Below are 17,929 nucleotides of genomic sequence, written 5' to 3'. Positions count from 1 at the left end.
GAATTTCTTAGTTCCTGTCGAAATACTAACGAGAACCCCAAAATTTCGATTAAGTAGGCGAGATCATTGAATGTACTAGACAACTTGCTGCTCAATATGCTTGTATTAACGGTTCCCATTTTGCTATATCATATTTTTTTACTGGAAAGCCCCCGGTCTGTTCCATTGAATTGGACAGGTCGCATTTTCAATGGTTTCATTTGTTCATTAGCCGTTATATTCTGCATGTCTCATCCTTTCTTCACCATGCCAGGCAATGATTTTGATTTACGGATCATCCCTGTGCTTGCTGCATTTTTATATAGCGGCATTTATACGGGACTGATGACATCTGCAGTGGCAGTAACCTACAGCTATTACCTAAACAGTACCGATTTTATTTGGAGCCTTGCCTCGACTGCTTTACTCATTCCCTTCATTTTAGCTTTCATTGCTCTTAGCAATTGGAAGCACCTGGCCCCCAAAGTCATGTTTCCCAGTTTGTTAGCCTTCATGAGTGCTCTTGCCACATTCTGTTTAACAACTGTTTATCGGATTGGCTCTGATGTTTCGATCGATACCGGGTTTCTTTTCTATGGCTCATTATTTTGCCTTGTTCACATGTTGTCCATGTGGCTCTTAACCTTTTTAATTGAACGAATTCGTGAAAATATGATTATGCGACAAGAAGTACAACGCTCCGAAAAGCTAAATGTATTAAGTGAACTAGCCGCGTCTGTTGCTCATGAAATTCGTAATCCGATGACTGTAGCTCGTGGTTTTATGCAAATTTTGAGCCAGTCCGAAGTTTCTGAAGAAAAAAAACGCATCTACACCACGATGGTCATCGAAGAAATTGACCGTGCTCAGAACATCATCAGCGACTATTTATCCTTCGCCAAGCCGCAAGCAGAAAAACTCGAACAATTAGACGTATCCTCCTTATCACAGAGGCTCTCGAACCTCCTTAACCCTTATGCCTCCCTAAGAGGTATTGAAATTAGTATCCATATGGAACCTTCTCTTTTTATCAAAGCCAACAACGAGAAGATGATTCAATGCCTGGTCAACTTAACTAAAAATGGCATTGAAGCGATGCACGGAGGTGGGATCTTAGAAATTAGCGGGTATAAACAAAGATCTAAAATTATTTTACAAATCAAGGATAACGGCATCGGCATGACCGCGGAGCAAATTGATCGTCTTGGCACTCCCTTTTATTCCACGAAAGAAAAAGGGACAGGACTTGGAATGATGGTCTCTTACCGAATTATCAAAAATTTTGGAGGAGACATCGAGGTGACAAGTCATCCCGATAAAGGTACTTGTTTCACCATTTCCTTACCTGTTGCTTGAATCATCTGCCAGTATATCCATAATCCCTTTAAATAAAGGAATGGCTTTGTTGCTCTCGGACGGATCTGTGTTTTTAATGACAACAGATACGGCGTATTTCGGAGAAACCACAGGACCATATCCAATAAACCATTGATTGATTTTCTCCTGCTTGCCATTTTGTATTTGAGCGGTTCCTGACTTTCCTGCTAATTTCCATTTCGCGCCTTTTAACCCCTGTCCTGTTCCTTCGGAAACGACTTCGCCCATCCAGCTTAGTAATGTTCGGCTTGTAGCCGCTGACACCTGTTTCCCCCCTTTTTCTAGATACTGAGTGGGAAACTTCTCCATACTTCGTCCCGTCTGAAACTGGATATCCTGGACAACCCTTGGTTCAAATCGTTTCCCATCGTGCAGCAAAGTTACAATCATATTCGATGCTTGTAAAGGTGTCATCATGACATCTCTTTGACCAATGGCCGTTTGCATCAAGACGCCCTCATCATCATGTGGTGTATTTGCTCCAAATAATTGACCGCTTTCCTCTGTATCAAGCTGATGAAGAACTTGATTCATACTTGTTTTGCCGGTCCAACCTACCTCGCTCAGGACGCCAAGCTTATGTGCATAGCTTTCTAATTGCTTCGCAGTCAATCGCTGCATTACTTTAGCAAATACAATATTACAAGATTGAGCAAAACCCTGCTCTAAGGTTAAAGGCCCATGGCCTTCCTTTCTCCAGCATGTAAAACCATACTTACCAAGTGAACCTTGGCAAGTGAACGTTTCGTTAGGATCAACCACACCCTCGTCCAGCGCAGCAGCTGCAACTACTGTTTTGAAAATAGAACCAGGTGCCGTTGCCTTAAGCGCATAGTTGCTCCAATTATTGCTGACCAGATCAACCTTCATTGGGTCATAATTAGGCCTGCTCGCCATAGCTACGATATCGGCTTGTGCTACATCCTGCACAACAGCTGCGCCTTCGCGAATATGTAACTTATCCATAAGCTCTTCAATTCGCTGCTGCAAGCTTAAATCTAGCGTCGTAACCAGCTTCACCGGATAAAAGGCATTATCAGGCGCAATCATGCGAGCATCCAGACCGAGTAATGGCCTTTTTCCTGCATCCGTGAAGTAAGAGATTGAAGTCTCGCCGATACCGCGCAGCCAGGTATCGAATGTTTTTTCAAGACCGGCTCCACCGATCTTGGACGTAAGGGCGAGCTTTCCTTTTTCAAGTTCAGTGCCATATATGCTCATGATTCTATCGGGATTTTGACCGATGAATCCTATGAGCTGACGCGCTGTCATGCCAGAAGGATAACGATCTTCCATGTCAACTACTTTTAAATAAGATAAGCCTAACCTATTTATTTGCGATTCTTGATTCTTACTAAGCGCTATTGGCTTTTCATCATCAGCAGAATGCCATACCTTGGGTTCTTTCAAGTGTTGGCTAAAGGCAAGCCACTGCGCTGAAGTTGTATTTAAAATGTACGCTAATTGGTTCATTTGCTTGGGCTCACCCAGATATTCGCTATTAACAGGGAAAACGACGAGTGCTTTAATGAATTGCCCTGTCATTGGCTTCATGTGCCGATCCAGAATTTCGCCTCGGCCACTTTCTAAAACTAACGCCCGCTGCCGTTGGACCACTGAATTTTTGAGCAAATTTATGCTTCTTGATGAATAATGCTCCGTTGCCGCTATTTGAATCCAAAATAGCTTGCCGGCTATTCCTATAAATAAGAACAATATAGAAAATAATACAAGAACGATTCTACGTTTCTCTCTTGTCGACATCTGGCTTATTTCCATACGTTAAACCCCTTTTGTTGAGACGATCACTGCTTTTGCTTTCAGTATGGTCACAAGGGGGAAGAAGCAAACCATATTCCCGTTATTCCTTATTCAATTGCAAAAAAACCACTCTGCCGTTGTTGTATTATCAACGGTAGAGTGGCTTACATGGTAAGGCTATACTTCGAATTTGGAAAGCGTCTCGTTCAAAGATTTTGATAGTGAATCTAGCTTGTCAGACAGCTTAACTAAGCCATCACTAATACTCAGCTGTTCAGAGCTTAGGGAAGCAACTTCCTCTGAGGTAGCCAAGGACTCCTCGGCTACGGCGCTAACATTCGTCATCGCGTCAGACAAAACAACTTGAGATTGCTCCAGCGTGGATATCGAATCGCTTACCGTACTAAGCTGCTCAATAAATCCACCCATGTGAGTCGTTACTTGTTTGAAGATGGTATCGGCTTCTTTCACCGCTTTAATTTGTTCTTGGAAAATTGGTGTGGCATTAGAGAGCACTTTAACGGTCTCATCAATTTCCTTCTGAATGGTTTCCGTAATTTGACCAACAACATCAATGGATTGTCGGGATTGATCCGCCAGTTTCCTAATTTCATCCGCAACGACCATGAAGCCTTTGCCGGCTGCTCCTGCACGTGCTGCTTCAATTGTCGCATTCAAAGATAAAATATTGGTTTGCTTCGTCATATTGTTAAGTAAATCCAGAATTTTACGAATAGATCGCGTACTTTCTTTCAAGTTATCTACTTTATCAACCATTGAACGAATCATTTCTTCTGTCAGGTTCGTCTTGGAGATAAGCTCAGACATATACTTTGTACCTTGTTCACTGGAACTTTGGACGTCTGCTGCTGATGTTCCCATCTCAAGGTTGGCTTCAATCACATTTTTCATTTGCATACCAATGTGATGGGTCAATTCGTTTCCGCGCTCTGATTCTGTCGCCAAGCCACCGGCCCCATTCGAAATTTCATCCGTTGCTATAGCAATTTCCCTTGCAGCTGTTGCCGTTACCTTGGAGGAGTTTGTTAATTCTTGAGCAGTTTCGAAAACCGCTTGTGCCGAAGTACTCGTTTGTTGAACAAGCGTAGTGATTTGCTGCATCATCGCGTCGAAGCTTCCGCCTAATTGACCAATTTCATCTTGCGACGTGTAATTCGCTCGCACCGTTAATTTCCCCATTGCTCCTTGCTGCATAAGGTTGCGAAGATTTATTAGTGGGCGTCCAATCATTCTAGCTACAAACATACCGATTAATATTGCCGCAAAAGCAGCGAATAAGGCAATAAGCAGCGTATAGTTAAAGATTTTCTTAGCGTCCTTAACTAGAGAGCTAACAGGCATATCGCCTACAAGATTCCAACCGGATACCGTTGATTTGTAATAAGCAACTAAATGATCATCCTTTGTTGTGAAGGACCCCATAGCTTCTTGCTGTTGTTCCTTCGTTAACGTCACTTCTGCATCCTTCTCAATCAGAGCAGGATCGATCACACCTACATTTTTGTTTTCCGCATTTGTTATAAAGACTTTACTGTCATCACCAAGTGATATTCCACTAATCTCTTTTTTCAGGATATCCGTACTAAGCTCGATTAATAAAATCGCTGTTGTGCTATTGCTCATTGTGTTTCTCATCACTCGGCCAATCGCGAAAGTATTGTTGGATGAAGTAGAGTATCCTTTACTCTTACTGTCCAGCCAGACAACTTTCCCTCCACCATCGACGGTCTTCTGAAACCAATCCGTGTTGTTTACACTTTCAGCCAAGGTACTTCCGCCAGCACCCGTTATCACAATCAACTTGCCATCCGGTCTGTAGAGATGAAGTGTTTTAATTGATTTATTAGAAAAAGCAACAACATTCAACTTATCGGTCAATTGACGAATAACGTCCAACGATTCATAAGAAGATGGCGCCAGATTGGGAACCTTTTCCAATAAATCCTGTAGTTCTTTGTTCAACATAATTTGTAAAGTCGTGTCATCGAAAGTCTGATAAAGAAAATCCAGCTTTTGACCCGCTTGCGTTACGGTTTGAAGACTAGACTCGGATACTTTGTCTTTAATCACGCTTTTGGAGACATAATAGGAAATCATACCCGCAATAAGAACAAAGAAAAGAATGCTAACAAAAAACATTAAAAACAGCTTCATACCCACGGATTTTACAGGATTCTCAAGCTTGGCTTGCTTCAATTCTTTAAATGCGACCACACCCACTTGCTTAGATTTGCTGCTAGCGGCACCTGCAATTCGACCCCATGCCACATTCCGAATAGCTTGTACAAAAGATTTGAAAGCTTTGTTTACAGATACGATCATTCTTTGGAGTCCATTTTTCATCTGGTTCACCGCCATTAGTTTCTACTTAATTGGGACATAATACTTTTGAACTAAAATGAAAGGGGTTACAATTACTTCCCGTTAATAATTTCGACATTCTGTAACAATATCCTTTAATATTTGATCACTAAAAATAAAAAAAGAGAAACTTTTTCCAATATACCTTAGTCTGGAGAAAGCTTCCATGGTACTATTTTCCTGTTTTTTTACGTAACATATCCCAAACCTTAACCGGATGGCTAGTTTTCAGCTTAACAAGCTGAAGTGGATGCCTCGCTGCGTCCAATTCTTTACCATCTTCTTGCCAGATGGTGTCGACGAACTGCTTGAAATGAGTTCCTTCAGGTCCAAAAAATTCAATTTCTTGCCCTGGCTTAAAATGATTTCTTTGCTGAATTGTAGCTATGCCTGTCTCCGCATCGTAATCCATCACCAAGCCAACGAAATCAAACCCGACCACTTTATCCTCCGGTTCAAAAATATGATCCTCATGTCCGGGAGCCTCATAGAAAAAGCCTGAATTTAAAGGCCTGTTTGCTGCTTTATAAATTTCATCCTGCCAGACAGGATTTAACTCATACTCGTCCGGATTGGCAAAATAGGCGTCAATAGCCTGGCGGTAGGCATTAACAACCGTGGCCACATAGTGGATGCTCTTCATCCGACCTTCAATTTTAAAGCTGTCTACACCCGATTCAATCATTTCAGCCATATGCTCAATCATACTGAGATCTTTGGAGCCCATCGTAAAAGCATCATCTTCGTCACTAAACATTGGTAAATCTGTTGCCAAAGGGGCTGATAACGGCTGATCTTTAGCAAACAAATCATATTTCCATCGGCAGGATTGCGAGCACCCTCCACGGTTTGAATCCCGATCGGTGAAATGATTGGAAAGCACGCATCTACCTGAATACGAACTGCACATAGCCCCGTGAATGAAAGCTTCGATTTCGACATGCACATGCGCCTTGATTTCATCAATTTCCTTCATGCTTACTTCGCGTGCAAGAACAACACGCTCGATGCCTTGCTCTTTCCAAAACTTCACTGTTTGCCAGTTCATTGTAGACTGCTGAGTGCTCAGATGCACTTCCAGCTTAGGTGCCACGCGTCTGCATGTTTCCATAATAATTGGATCAGCCGCGATAATCGCAGATATCCCTACCTCTTGAAGCCCACGTAAATATTCATCCAGGCCTTCAATATCTTCGTTATGGGCATAAATGTTCGTCGCTACGAACACCTTCGCGCCATATCGATTGGCAAACTCAACGCCCTCACGCATTTCTTCTAATGTAAAATTATCGGCATTGGATCTCAAACCGTATTTCTGTCCACCAATGTAAACGGCATCCGCTCCATAATGGATCGCAAATTTCAGTTTTTCCAAACTGCCAGCCGGAGCAAGCAATTCAGGTTTATGCAGCCTGACACGCTTTCCTCTCGCACGTGCTTCTAATGCTGTCTTCATCTCGGAGAGCACCTCTTTCCTTTATCCATCAATATACCTGTTCTTTATAGAAAAAGCCGTACGATAACTCACGTTCTGGATCCTGTACTTCCGTAATCGTATCCAACCATTCTTGCTTGAATGCATAGTTTTCCGGATCAGCCGCATAGGCATCGATAACCGCACGATAACTTCTGACAACACGCTCATTATAGTCGGAGGATTTCAATAAACCCTCAATTTTCAAACTGTCGATGTTGCCATCCATAAGTTCGGGCAAATTCTCCAGCATACACATATCTTCTGAACTCATGATGTGAGTCCCATTTCTATCCTCATACACGGGATAACGCTGATCGCGACGTTCATGCTCGATCAAGAATAGCCCGCGCTGCATAGAACGATCTTGGGATGCCGCGTCATTCCCTTGATGCTCCATGTAATTTTTTACCAGCTCACGCTTAGAATGATAAATATTTGTAATCCCGTGAACCTGCACTTCAACTTCCAACTCTGCATGTTCTTTAAAAGCCAAAACTTGATCCATATTCAGTTCTCTCGCCAGCACCACACGAGCCGCACCTTGTTTCCCCCAATAATTCGCTGTCGCATAATTGGTTGAAGTCATCTCTGCATTCCAATGAAGCTTCAAAGGACTTGGCAAGCTGCGAGAGGCCATCAATACAGCAGGATCACCAAAAATAACGGCATCCACGCCGAATTGCTGTACTTGTGTCAAATAATAAGTTAAATCATCGAGTGACTCGTTATCAAAAATGTTGTTAACAGCCACATACACCCTAGCATTCCGCGAATGAGCCCAACTTACAGCTTCCTGGATCTCCGTAAGTTTCACGTTTCCAGGCAATCGCAAGCCGTAGTGTTCTTCTCCAATAATGACAGCATCTGCACCTGCGGCGATCATACTTTTTAATTCTGATACTGAGCTGCAACTTACAACTAACTCTGGTTTTTTCACTTGCTTTCCCTTCCTTCTGCACACTTCCTAGGTTGGTGTTAATTCGTAGTCTTTTTACTTGCCGCAATATTTTTCTTATGCTCCTCAAAGGTTTCCGCAAACAAATGCCCCTTGGTGCCGTCCTTTTTTGTCACATAGAACAAATATTTCGTCTCTTCCGGATATATAGCTGCTTTTATAGAAGCTAGGCTAGGGCTAGCAATAGGACCTGGAGGTAATCCAGTATTCAAATAAGTATTATAAGGACTTTGTATTTGCAAATCTTTTTCGAAAAGCCTTTCTTTAGGCTTATCGAACAAATATTGTACCGTTGCATCGATTTGCAGCGGCATATTTTTTTTCAAACGGTTATTGATGACACCCGATACGAGTGCGCGCTCTTCATCTACGACGACTTCACGCTCAATTAACGAGGCAATCGTAAGCATTTGATGGACACTTAGACCTCTCTCTTTCAGCTTGTCCTTCCAATCAGCCGGAAGCGTAGCAAGCTTCTTATCCAACTGTTGAAGTGTTCTTTCAACAAAATCTTGTTCGGTTGAGCCCTTTTTGAATTCATAGGTCTCAGGAAATAAGTAGCCTTCTAAATGGTGCTTTATATTTTTACTATCAGGGATCGTGGCAATGGCTTCCCCCTGAAGCCCATTTGCCGTATCCACCAGTTGAAGGAAAACGCTGCTGCTCCAAGACGTCTGTTCAACAAGCTTTGCTGCGATCTGCTCAATCGTATAGCCCTCAGGAATCGTGACACGGATCATTTCTTCTTTGACAGTTTCACCTTTGTTCATCTTATCGATCATGGCCTCGAACGACATGCCGGGCTTCATGTTATATTCCCCTGCTTGGAGTTTGGATCCTTGCTTCTTTGCTTTCAAATAATACGTAAAAATGGATGAGTTCTTAATGAGTCCCTTCGTCTCCAGCTCCTTGGCGATTTGCAAAGAACTTGCCCCCTGAGGGATGGAAACTCTGACTTCTTGATCAGTGGCTGAAACAGGTTGGAGCGCATTGGCTACATAGAGTCCAACTCCGCCTGCAGTGCCGATAATTAGAAGCAGCAATATGCCTAAGATAAGAAGTGTGACTTTAAGCTTGCTGCGTTTAGGCTTATTCCCTTCACTTTCTTGCTCCAATCTTTCTTCCACTCTAAAATCCTCCTAAACGTCTTGATTTTAGCAAATCGCGCATCGTTAGTGAAAATTTATGCCTTGGCATGCAAAACCGAGCGGATGATCTCCGCTCGGTTGTCTACTTCTTACAAGTCATCCTGTTCGGGAAATACCATCTCGTCATAGAGCTCAGAAACGGTTTCCCATTCCTCGTCATCTTCGATGGTTTCTAGTTCATACTGCTCGTCAGCGCCTAATATCACTCGAAAAACAGCAACATCGTCTTCCTTCTTTAGCTCATCGGACTGCAGAACGGCATACGTATGATTGCCATAAACGAATTCCTTAAGAAGATGATACACGGTTGATTCATTTTGCTCATCAAACAAGATAATATCATCACCATAAGCTTTACGCAATATGTCTGAAGGTGTTGTACTCATGCTTCTTCTTCCTCGTCAAATTCTGCCATCAACGTATTAAAGGTTTCTTCAACGATATTCCATTCTTCTTCATCTTCGATCGTGAACAGCTTCAAATCTTCGCCGTCATCATCTTCTTCGTAGCGAAACGCATACACCTCATCGGTTTCCTCGTCATCGCTCTCCGTTGGCACAACCATCATGTACTTGTTATCTGAACCGTCCACTTCGAATTTCATGATAACCTCGAACTCTTCTTCGTTGCCTTCGTCATCCGGGATGTAAATGATTTCTGGTTCTTCTTCACGCAATTCTTCTTTGGACATGTTCATTCACCTCTTCATATTAGCATCCATGTATCCTTGCAGAATAAGCTGAGCAGCCATTTTATCAATGACTTGCTTACGTTTTTTGCGACTCACATCCGCTTCAAGCAGCGTGCGTGTCGCAGCAACGGTCGTTAAACGCTCATCCCACAAATGTACAGGTACATTGAGTTTTTGTGCTATTTCTTCTGAAAATGCGACTGCAATTTCGCCGCGAGGACCTATGGTATTGTTCATATTTTTGGGTAAACCCACAATAATATCAGTCACACCGTACTGTTTAACAATAGCATCCAGCCTCTCGATGTCTTCTCCTGGCTTACGACGGTGAATGACTTCCAGCCCTTGAGCCGTCCATCCAAGCTCGTCACTCATCGCTACACCAATTGTCTTATCCCCGTAATCCAAGCCTAACCATCTCATGCCAGTTCTCTTTTCCGTCTATTTGTGTTGGCCTAGATAAGCGCGTACAAGCTCCTCAATCAATTCGTCGCGTTCCCGCTTGCGAATAAGGCTGCGTGCGTTGTTATGACGTGGAATGTAAGCAGGATCTCCGGAAAGCAAGTACCCGACAATCTGATTGATCGGATTATATCCTTTTTCCTGAAGAGCATCATATACCGCTAATAACACGTCTTTGGGAGATGTCTCGATTTCTTCTGCCTTCACATTGAACTTCATCGTTTTATCCATGGAACTCATCAGGAGCACCCCGCTTTCCTTGTGATACCTTGTTAAGTAATAAAAATGTTCTGTGTATACTGGATATATTCTCTATGGGATTAAAAATTCCTGTCCCTCTGAAAAATAATTATACGAATTGAGAAAGAAGTCCTTCTACTCCGGCTAGTGCAGCTTGAAGCTTAGCTGCATCCTTGCCTCCTGCCTGCGCCATATCCGGACGTCCGCCACCGCTTCCTCCCACGCCTACAGCAACCTCTTTAATAATTTTACCCGCATGGAAACCTTTGGAAACAAGATCGGGTGTAACTGCCGCAACAAGATTAACTTTATCATCGGCCACAGCACCAAGTACAATCACCGCAGATCCTAACTTCACCTTCATTTCATCCACGATGTTACGAAGGGAGTCTATATCTGCTGCATTCACTTGAGCCGCAAGTAAGGAAACACCGGCAATTTGTTTCACTTGATCCGTCAGTGATCCCGCTTCAATACGTCCAAGCTTGCTGCGCAGCGACTCGTTCTCACGAGAAAGTTCTTTCACTTGCAAAAGTGTCGCTTCCACACGCTTAGGAACATCTTGAACATTCGATTTCAGCAAGCTAGCCGATTCTTTCAGCAATTGCAATTGCTGGTCTAGGAACTCATATGCGCTGCGTCCTGATACGGCTTCAATCCTTCGTACACCGGAACCGATACCCGATTCGCTAACAATTTTGAATAATCCGATTTGGCCTGTGTTTTGCACATGGCAGCCACCGCACAGTTCCAAACTGTAGTCGCCTACTTGCACGACACGTACGATATCCCCATACTTCTCGCCAAACAAAGCCATAGCACCCATCGCTTTTGCATCAGCAATAGCTTTCAAGGAAATATCTACGTTCGTATTCTTCCAAATTTGACGATTCACGCGCAGTTCCACATCCTGCAGTTCTTCAGGCGTGATGCTGCCGAAATGCGAGAAGTCAAATCGCAAACGATCTGGTTCAACGAGTGAGCCCGCTTGGTTAACATGCGTGCCAAGCACCTCTTTTAACGCCTTATGCAGTAGATGTGTGGCGGTATGATTCTTTATTGTATCTCCGCGCTGAGATGAAGCGACAATCGCTTCTACCGTATCCCCTTTGCGGAGCACGCCTGATTCCACGATTACCTTATGAACGTGCTGCCCATGAGGCGCTTTGCTCACATCTTCTACCTTTAAAGCAACCTGATCATTGCGCATCGTACCATAATCACTTACTTGACCACCACTTTCTGCATAGAAAGGCGTGCGATCCAATATGACCTGACAGGTTTCACCGACACCGACAAAATCTACAAAGTCATTTTCATGTACGATGGCTTCAATTTTAGCAGTAACTACCAACTCATTATATCCAACAAATTCGCTTTTAATCGTTAATTCGGACAGCGGTCCGCCTTGCACTTTCATTCCGCCTTCCTTGTGGCTGGCGGCTCTGGCACGATCGCGCTGCTCCTGCATAGAGGCATCGAATCCTGCCCGATCAACGGTCAAGCCCTTCTCAGAAGCGAAGTCCTCGGTCAAATCAAATGGGAAGCCATACGTATCATAGAGCTTGAATGCATCGGGGCCGCTGATTTGCTGACTGCCTGCTTGGCGAGTCTTTTCTACCATCTCGGCAAGAATAATCAAACCGTCGCTTAATGTTTCATGGAAACGTTCTTCTTCCGTACGGATCACTTTCTCAATAAACTCACGTTTATCCACAACTTCGGTGTAGTAAACGCCCATAATTTCTCCAACAGTAGGCACAAGCTTATGAAGAAACGGTTTATCCAAACCGAGTACCTTTCCGTAACGAACAGCGCGGCGAAGCAAGCGACGAATAACGTATCCACGTCCTTCATTAGAAGGAAGCACGCCATCGCCAACCGAGAAAGCCACCGTACGTATATGGTCAGCAATAACTTTAAGCGCAATATCGTGTTCTTCGTTTACATGATAGCTGACACCGGTAAGCTCGCAGGTTTTATCAATGATCGGTTTAAATAAATCCGTGTCGAAGTTAGAATCCACATCTTGAAGGATAGAGGCAAAACGCTCCAGCCCTGCGCCTGTATCAATATTTTTGTTAGGAAGCGGCGTGTAGCTGCCGTCCTTGTTATGATTAAACTGCGTAAACACGAGGTTCCATACTTCGAGGAAACGCTCATTTTCCCCGCCCGGCCAGCATTCCGGATCTGATAAATCTCCATATTTATCGCCGCGATCATAGAAAATTTCCGTACAAGGACCACATGGGCCTTCACCAATATCCCAGAAATTATCCTCTTTCAGCTTGTAAATGCGCTCTTCCGGAATCCCAATTTGGTTATGCCAAATTTCGAAAGCTTCCTCGTCATCCTCATGCACTGTTACCGATATCCGATTCGGATCAAAGCCGATCCATTGTTGATCCGTCAAGAACTCCCATGCCCAAGGAATGACTTCTTTCTTGAAATAATCGCCTATGGAGAAATTGCCGAGCATTTCGAAAAAAGTGTGATGACGGCGTGTTTTGCCTACATTCTCAATATCATTGGTACGAATACATTTTTGAGCATTCGTGATTCGTGGATTTTCAGGAATTTCGCGTCCATCCAAATACGGTTTCAATGGCGCTATCCCGGCATTAATCCATAGCAGAGACGGATCGTTGTGTGGAACAAGGGACGAGCTTGGCTCAACCTTGTGTCCCTTACTCGCAAAAAACTGCAACCACTTGGAACGAATTTCACTTGCTTTCATCTGTCTCAAGCCCCCATTATTATCAATTATTTCAAAAAAAACAAAAAACGCCCCTGTAGCCTACAGGGACGAATCATCGCGGTACCACCCTGGTTATTGCGTTCGCCTTATCCTACCATTGGTAAGAGCAAACAAGCCCAATCTCCTTGTGCGGATTGCTAACGGGTCCAACCGGTGGAGTTCGTCCACACTCCGAAACGAGCGTTGGGCCATCCTAGCACCGAAAGGTTCTTTCAGCCGTTGAACGCAATCGAGTGCTTTTCACCGGAACCTTATCTCTGACGATGGACTATGGCTTACTAAAGTTTCATCAACGTTTTCGCATTAAATCTAGATAAGGCAAATTATAACTTTATGCATGTGCGGTGTCAATATTCATGAAACCATTCTTTGAAGGAAATCGTATGAATATAAAAATATGTTGACCATTTTCTCAGGAGGTTGATTCAATGGATTTATCAACACTTACCCTACTCGGCTTCATTGCACCCGTTTTTGTGTTAGTCATCTACATTATGACGAAAACACTCATAAAAAAAGAGATCCCCGATAGCCGATACAATCCATTCGACTATGTTACAGGGCAAACGAGAATCGAATTCCAAGAACAAAAAGAGCAAAAAGAAGAAGACGATGATCAAGGAGACGATAAGAATAAAAATTTCAAGAAATCAATAAAACCTAGTTGACAATGGTTCTCAATGAAAGTATACTAAGTTTATTGATAATGATTTTCATTATCGAATGGAAGACATATTTACTCAACAAACTATTTCCGTAGCCCATTCGATGGTTTACGTATTGCCACTCCTGTTATATCCTCAACCCTCGTGCAAAACCCCTTTGTACCATGATCCCGCAAGTCATGGCACAGAGGGTTTTGTGCGTCTATGTGTGTCTAAATGGAACATCATACTTAGGTCGTTGGCCGATGAACATAATGAAGAAAGATATGTTGAATAATAACCTTCATGACCGCAAAGAAGGGAACAGCCAGGATCAGCCCCGCAATACCTGCTATTTCGCCACCTACAAGCAGCGCAAAAATAATAAACAGCGGGTGCATATGCAAGGTTCTCCCCACCACCTGGGGAGAAATCACATTTCCCTCAAGAATTTGCACGGTGAGATTGATCATTGCCACAAGCAGCACCATTTTCAATGAAATCGTTGAGGCCATAATAATTGCAGGAGCTGCGCCAAAGAAAGGGCCTAGATAGGGGATAATATTAAATACCGCCACGACGCTGGCAAGCAAAAGCGCATAAGGCATACCTATAGCCCAATACCCGATATAGGCGAGAATACCGATAATCACACAAACAAGCAATTGACCTCTAATATAATTGCCAAGTGCCGTATCAATATCAATAAGCAGCTTAATTGTCTTCTTTCGGTGTTCCTTGGGAACGACAGCTAACGCAGTCTTTTCAATAATTTGAAAATCCTTCAATATATAAAAGGCAACAAACGGTACGATAAAGGCAATAAACAACAAATTAATCGTATTGCCGATTTGATTCATATAATTCGAAATCGCCATCGAAATGTTGTTTTCCAACTTCACTAATGAATGATTGAACCCGGAACGCACACTATCCGGCAGTAGCTGATTTTGATTAAAACCGTCTACAAGCGATTGAGCACGCATAGCCATCTGGGGCATATGCTCGTTCAATTCAGCAAACTGCTCCATAAACATCGGTGTTACATTCATAATGACCACGGTAAGACTTGAGATGAATACACTATAAATGAGCAATACAGCAATCGTTCTCGGCACTTTACGCTGATTAAGGATGGTCACAACCGGGTTCAACAAATACGAAATAATGACAGCAATAAAGAAAGGCATCAGAATGGCCTTGAGAAAAGTAAATACACTTAAAATAATCGGCTTAATCTGTATCAGCATGTACAAACACAGAAGAGCAAGCAATGTGTAGATTAGACCAATGAACCATTTATTTTTCCAAAAACGCTCCATTTGTTTCACCTCGGGAACCAGGTATAAGCTTTCGCTAATACAGTATATGTACAACCTCCCTAAATTAACCCGCGAGCTAATGGAATAACCTTCGAAACTTTTACTTCGGCAAAATAAAAAACGTCATTTGGAGTGCTGCAAGCAGCACTCCAAATGACGTTAAACATCTACAATTCCTTAATTGGCATGTTCATGAATGTGAGCAATTTCTTCCTCAAAAAACAAATCATCAAGCGAACTTAACGTACCGTCTTCTTCCACTTGATACACGGACATTTTATCTCCGTTTACACTTAGTTCAATAAAGCAACCCCAGCAATAAAATTGGTGGGAACCGATTTTTCCAATATCTTTGGAATTACAGTTTGGACAACGCATCATGCTCACCCTATTCTTCTTTGGATACAAAGAGTTCTTCTACTTCCTGAGCGCAATGTACAGGCACGATGATCGCGTCCTCCCCTTTAATTGCCGAGTCCGGCATGGGAAGCCATCTATGCCCTTCTTTTAAATCAGAAACAAACCCTTCGGACAATTCATAACCTACTATTTGTTTACCCCAATTTTGGTCTAAATAAACATCGTCTACCATGCCTAATTTGTGCCCTCCCACCGTAATGACGGGAAGTCCTTTAAGCTTGCGGCTTCCTTCGAGCAGAGCATGGCAATGTTCGACATGTTCGAACTCGTGAATGACATTGTTGTTCGGTATGGTAACAGCATCTTCTCCGGCTGCCAAGATTTCTTCCCACGAAATGTATCGCAGGGTAGAGAACCAATGTTTGACCTCGAGTACGATGCCGCATATGTTCCACTCAGGGTCGATCATTAAATCTTTAACTTGACCTATTTGCTTACCGGAATCTACCGTAAGTACGGGAAGTCCGATTAGATCATGCGCTTTGCGCAAGTTTGATTCCTCCTAGAACTACCCGGTACTAGTTACTACGCAGCCTTTTGACAATGGTTGCAAGTTTCTGGGCAGCTGTTTCGATTTGCTCTATAGAATTCCCCATTCCAAAGCTAAATCGAACGGCGGAGGCCGTAACATTTTCTGGGAGCTTCATTGCTTTCAATACATGTGAGACTTCAAGCGAACCTGATGTACAAGCAGAACCGCTAGCGGCAGCCATATCTTCGATATCGAGGTTCATAAGCAGTGTTTCTGTGGATGTACCTGGGAAACTGATGTTCAGAATGTGTGGGATCGACTGTTCCATGTGACCATTAATTACAAAAGAATCACAGCCCAATTGCTGTTCCAAGATGCTTACCATAAGCCCACGATATTCCATGACGTCTTGCACTAAGCTTTCCATTGCCGAAAGACTGGTTTCTAAAGCTTTGGCAAACCCGGCGATTCCTGCTATGTTCTCGGTTCCTGCGCGGCGTTTTCTTTCTTGGGAGCCCCCATAGCTATGAGGGAGTAACCTTGTGTTTTTGGAAACATATAAGGCTCCGACACCTTTGGGCCCATAAATCTTATGAGCGGACAAGCTCATTAAATCAACGGGAAGTTCCGCTAGGTTAAGCGGTAATTTACCTAGTGCCTGCACAGCATCTACATGAAAAGGGATTTTCCGACTTCGCGCTAGTTTGCCTACTTGCTCAATCGGCTGAATGGTCCCCACTTCGTTGTTCACATACATGATAGAAATTAGAACGGTATCCGGACGGATTGCTGCTTCTACATCTTCAATTTGAATAAGACCGGTCGGATCTACTGGCAGATAGGTCACCTCGTAACCGAGGCTCTCCAATCGCTCACAAGGATGCAAAACTGCATGATGTTCAATTTGTGTGGTTATGATATGTTTTTTACCGTCTTTGTTAGCATTCAGTACCCCAAAGATCGCCATATTGTTGCTCTCGGTCCCACCGCTGGTAAAAATAAGCTCCGCTGGCAAGCAGCCTAACGACTTCGCCATAAAGTCACGGAATCGGTTAAGCGCTGTTCGTGCCCCTCTTCCGAAACTATGTGTACTCGATGGATTTCCAAAATTAGCTGTATAAAAAGGAAGCATAGCTTCCAATACGTCGGGATGCACAGGCGTCGTCGCCGCGTGATCTAAATAAATGGCATTCATCATAACACCCTAAATGTAAAACATGTAGTTGTCGTTTTTGCCTACATCCTCAAAAGAGATCAGGTTCGCTAGAGTTGTAGAATCTAACACTTCAGCGATGCTGTCACGAATGCGGACCCACAAATCGCGTTTAGCTGGATCATCTTCCTCCGTGAAATCGACAGGGCTGATAGGCCCTTCCAATACACGAATCACTTCGCCTGCTGTTACGAGCTCGGCTGATTTTGAGAGAATATAACCACCGTAAGCCCCGCGAATACTTTTGACTAAACCTGCATTACGCAACGGTGCTACCAATTGCTCCAAATAATGCTCGGATAGTTGATGCTTTTCTGCAATGCTTTTAAGTGAAGTTGGCCCTTCACCAAATCGGTTGGCCAGTTCCATCATGATCGTTAAACCATAGCGGCCTTTTGTAGAAATTTTCAAAATAACACCTCATTCAACATTATATGCCATAAAGGACTCTGATCGACGGAGCTTCTTAGTTGCATACTTATCTATTTTTTGTATCGTTTCAGACTCCATGGTGGTTCCATCTTGATAAACAGCGTTTCCAATTTTCGTGAAAACATTCCTAAACACCCATGTATCGTATATATGTTATCATAAAACCCTTATTCTGTGGGGGAAAACAATGACATTC

Annotated in this window: 17 protein-coding genes; 2 read left to right on the top strand and 15 right to left on the bottom strand. The window is 43.3% G+C overall.

The window, feature by feature from the left end:
- The first annotated feature begins 66 nt into the window (after positions 1–66).
- Positions 67–1,335, top strand: a complete 1,269-nt coding sequence (locus FU659_RS19920; RefSeq protein ID WP_147949174.1) for an ATP-binding protein — start codon at positions 67–69, stop codon at positions 1,333–1,335.
- On the opposite strand, the gene FU659_RS19915 is transcribed toward FU659_RS19920, so the two are convergent.
- From FU659_RS19915 to alaS, 10 genes are all read right to left on the bottom strand, one after another.
- Positions 1,321–3,135 carry a peptidoglycan D,D-transpeptidase FtsI family protein gene (locus tag FU659_RS19915; RefSeq protein WP_147949173.1) on the bottom strand — a complete coding sequence of 605 codons (1,815 nt, stop codon included), beginning with the start codon at positions 3,133–3,135 and terminating at the stop codon, positions 1,321–1,323. The genes FU659_RS19920 and FU659_RS19915 overlap by 15 nt on opposite strands.
- A gap of 159 nt (positions 3,136–3,294) precedes the next feature.
- Complete coding sequence (locus FU659_RS19910) at positions 3,295–5,481, bottom strand: methyl-accepting chemotaxis protein (RefSeq protein WP_261807936.1); 2,187 nt, start codon at positions 5,479–5,481, stop codon at positions 3,295–3,297.
- 190 nt (positions 5,482–5,671) lie between these two features.
- On the bottom strand, positions 5,672–6,955 hold the full coding sequence (locus FU659_RS19905; RefSeq protein ID WP_147949172.1) for a peptidase U32 family protein: 1,284 nt from the start codon (positions 6,953–6,955) through the stop codon (positions 5,672–5,674).
- Positions 6,956–6,983: 28 nt separating this feature from the next.
- Complete coding sequence (locus FU659_RS19900) at positions 6,984–7,913, bottom strand: peptidase U32 family protein (RefSeq protein WP_261807935.1); 930 nt, start codon at positions 7,911–7,913, stop codon at positions 6,984–6,986.
- 38 nt (positions 7,914–7,951) lie between these two features.
- Positions 7,952–9,058: an endolytic transglycosylase MltG gene (gene mltG, locus FU659_RS19895; protein ID WP_261807934.1), complete on the bottom strand. Its 1,107-nt coding sequence runs from the start codon at positions 9,056–9,058 to the stop codon at positions 7,952–7,954.
- Between the two features lie 110 nt (positions 9,059–9,168).
- Complete coding sequence (locus FU659_RS19890; RefSeq protein ID WP_147949171.1) at positions 9,169–9,465, bottom strand: DUF1292 domain-containing protein; 297 nt, start codon at positions 9,463–9,465, stop codon at positions 9,169–9,171.
- A complete protein-coding gene (locus tag FU659_RS19885) occupies positions 9,462–9,770 on the bottom strand; it encodes a DUF1292 domain-containing protein (protein ID WP_147949170.1) in 309 nt (102 codons plus the stop codon). Before FU659_RS19885 ends, FU659_RS19890 begins: the two co-directional genes overlap by 4 nt.
- 6 nt (positions 9,771–9,776) lie before the next feature.
- Complete coding sequence (gene ruvX, locus FU659_RS19880; protein WP_147949169.1) at positions 9,777–10,193, bottom strand: Holliday junction resolvase RuvX; 417 nt, start codon at positions 10,191–10,193, stop codon at positions 9,777–9,779.
- An 18-nt stretch (positions 10,194–10,211) separates the two neighbouring features.
- Positions 10,212–10,472: an IreB family regulatory phosphoprotein gene (locus tag FU659_RS19875; RefSeq protein WP_028555746.1), complete on the bottom strand. Its 261-nt coding sequence runs from the start codon at positions 10,470–10,472 to the stop codon at positions 10,212–10,214.
- Positions 10,473–10,581: 109 nt separating this feature from the next.
- Positions 10,582–13,209, bottom strand: a complete 2,628-nt coding sequence (gene alaS, locus FU659_RS19870) for an alanine--tRNA ligase (RefSeq protein ID WP_147949168.1) — start codon at positions 13,207–13,209, stop codon at positions 10,582–10,584.
- A gap of 449 nt (positions 13,210–13,658) precedes the next feature.
- On the opposite strand from alaS, the gene FU659_RS19865 reads away from it, so the two are divergent.
- Positions 13,659–13,898 carry a DUF3951 domain-containing protein gene (locus FU659_RS19865; RefSeq protein ID WP_147949167.1) on the top strand — a complete coding sequence of 80 codons (240 nt, stop codon included), beginning with the start codon at positions 13,659–13,661 and terminating at the stop codon, positions 13,896–13,898.
- Positions 13,899–14,125: 227 nt separating this feature from the next.
- Here the strand turns inward: FU659_RS19865 and FU659_RS19860 are convergent, their stop codons facing one another.
- The 5 genes from FU659_RS19860 to cymR all read right to left on the bottom strand — a co-directional run bounded on the left by FU659_RS19860 (position 14,126) and on the right by cymR (position 17,712).
- Positions 14,126–15,196: an AI-2E family transporter gene (locus tag FU659_RS19860; RefSeq protein ID WP_147949166.1), complete on the bottom strand. Its 1,071-nt coding sequence runs from the start codon at positions 15,194–15,196 to the stop codon at positions 14,126–14,128.
- A 177-nt stretch (positions 15,197–15,373) separates the two neighbouring features.
- Complete coding sequence (locus FU659_RS19855) at positions 15,374–15,577, bottom strand: hypothetical protein (protein WP_147949165.1); 204 nt, start codon at positions 15,575–15,577, stop codon at positions 15,374–15,376.
- A 7-nt stretch (positions 15,578–15,584) separates the two neighbouring features.
- On the bottom strand, positions 15,585–16,106 hold the full coding sequence (locus tag FU659_RS19850) for a PRC-barrel domain-containing protein (RefSeq protein WP_147949164.1): 522 nt from the start codon (positions 16,104–16,106) through the stop codon (positions 15,585–15,587).
- Between the two features lie 28 nt (positions 16,107–16,134).
- The gene (locus FU659_RS19845) at positions 16,135–17,283 is read right to left on the bottom strand and encodes a cysteine desulfurase family protein (RefSeq protein WP_147949190.1); all 1,149 of its coding nucleotides are present in this window, start codon (positions 17,281–17,283) and stop codon (positions 16,135–16,137) included.
- A 9-nt stretch (positions 17,284–17,292) separates the two neighbouring features.
- Positions 17,293–17,712 carry a cysteine metabolism transcriptional regulator CymR gene (cymR, locus tag FU659_RS19840; protein ID WP_147949163.1) on the bottom strand — a complete coding sequence of 140 codons (420 nt, stop codon included), beginning with the start codon at positions 17,710–17,712 and terminating at the stop codon, positions 17,293–17,295.
- Positions 17,713–17,929 lie beyond the last annotated feature (217 nt).

Origin of the sequence: Paenibacillus sp. N3.4, from assembly GCF_008017805.1 — a bacterium.
Taxonomy (GTDB): Bacteria; Bacillota; Bacilli; order Paenibacillales; family NBRC-103111; genus Paenibacillus_E.
Note: the sequence above shows the minus strand (reverse complement) of the source record. Positions and strands in the feature narration are given on the sequence as shown.